Genomic DNA, 1,466 nt, shown 5'->3' on the forward strand with positions numbered 1-1,466 from the left:
GGCACACTAGCCTTGCATGACTTCAAATATAACCCTTTTATGTAAAATATTTACTTGACTGATAAAAAAAAAGCCCTAATGTAGTAGAGAGACCTTACTTGTTCCCGACTCTACTACAAAAGGAGCAAACAATGAGTAAAAGTATAGGTCAAGACATGCTTATTTGTCAAACTTTATCTAAGTTACCACTAGAAGATTTGGAGTGTCCACTTCATAATTATCGAAAAAAGTTATCGGATGCTTCCCTAATTAAAGTTTTCACTGCTGCTCAATTAGATGATTGGAGCTCTTATGAGCACATGGAAGAGAAAATTCGGGCACATCCTGAATTGTCCAAAGAACTTGGAGTAGAAGGCTTTAGTGGGTCTCAGTTAAGTCGTCGTATTAATGAGCTTCCCACAGAGTTGGTTCAGGATATCTTTTATAAAATCGTTCAAAAAATCGGATCTCTCACTAATGGATATAAAGGTTTAACAAAATCTATTGGACCATTAAGTATCGTAGATTCAACGGAAGTTCGATTACCAGAAAGTTGTGAATGGGCCTATATTTCCAAGGGGCGAAATGCCGTCAAACTCCATACTAGACTAGTCGTCGTATCTAGTGACTTCTGTTATCCAGACAAAGTCATTCCATCTACAGGGGAGGTTAGTGATTTTGAGAGCGCTCCTTTTATTATTGAGGGAGAGAACGTCACATTCGTGACGGACCGAGGCTATCCATCCAAAAAGAATCTAACCGACTGGTTAGATAGAGGAATATCCTTCGTCACACGAATATCAAAGAATCTCGTCCTCTACACCATAGAGAAATTTGAACCGACCCATCCATCAGTTATCCGGGATGAAATAGTGAATTATGGGATTTCTAGAGAACCAGTTCGCTATATTGAATTCAAAGATGAGGAAGGAAAAGAATATCGACTCCTCACAACTCGCTTTGACCTTTCAGATGAAGAGGTTCTAGATATCTATAAACATCGTTGGATGATTGAGCTATTTTTCAAATGGATTAAGGGACATTTAAAATTCACAAAACTATGGAGTACGGATCCACAAGGGATATGGAATCAAATGTTTATAGCGTTGATAGCATTTGGTCTATCCTTAATTCACAAGCTTGAAACCAAATCGAACAAGACACCATGGTGTTTTTTCAGGGTATTAAAAACCTATTTATTTTTACCTGGGAGAAAAATATATAAGGAATTAGAACGAAAAAAGAAAAAATCTAAAGGAAGACAGAAGGTTCCGATACCCCCTGAAATAAAATACCCGTCGATTGGAAACGTTGCTTTAGTGAAGGAATATAAGAAGTAAATGATAAAGGAAATATATAAAAGGTAAAAAAAGGGAACAAGGTCTTTTTTCTGACCTCCTTCCCTTTTTTGCATTTTTATAGAATAACGTAATGTAAAAATTTTGAATATATTATATATTTTTACATCCATGCAAGGCTAGTGGGTC

The 1,466-nt window shown here is 36.4% G+C and carries 1 protein-coding gene; it reads left to right on the forward strand.

The features are described from left to right. Positions 1-131 precede the first annotated feature (131 nt). Positions 132-1,319 (forward strand): IS4 family transposase, encoded by a 1,188-nt coding sequence (locus N782_RS20390; protein ID WP_036824885.1) that lies wholly within the window; start codon positions 132-134, stop codon positions 1,317-1,319. Positions 1,320-1,466 lie beyond the last annotated feature (147 nt).

Source organism: Pontibacillus yanchengensis Y32, from assembly GCF_000770635.1.
In the GTDB taxonomy this organism is placed as follows: domain Bacteria; phylum Bacillota; class Bacilli; order Bacillales; family BH030062; genus Pontibacillus; species Pontibacillus yanchengensis.

Excerpts from the sequence above, each read along its gene's own strand:
- N782_RS20390 (WP_036824885.1), top strand. The coding sequence starts at position 132 with ATGAGTAAAAGTATAGGTCAAGACATGCTTATTTGTCAAACTTTATCT.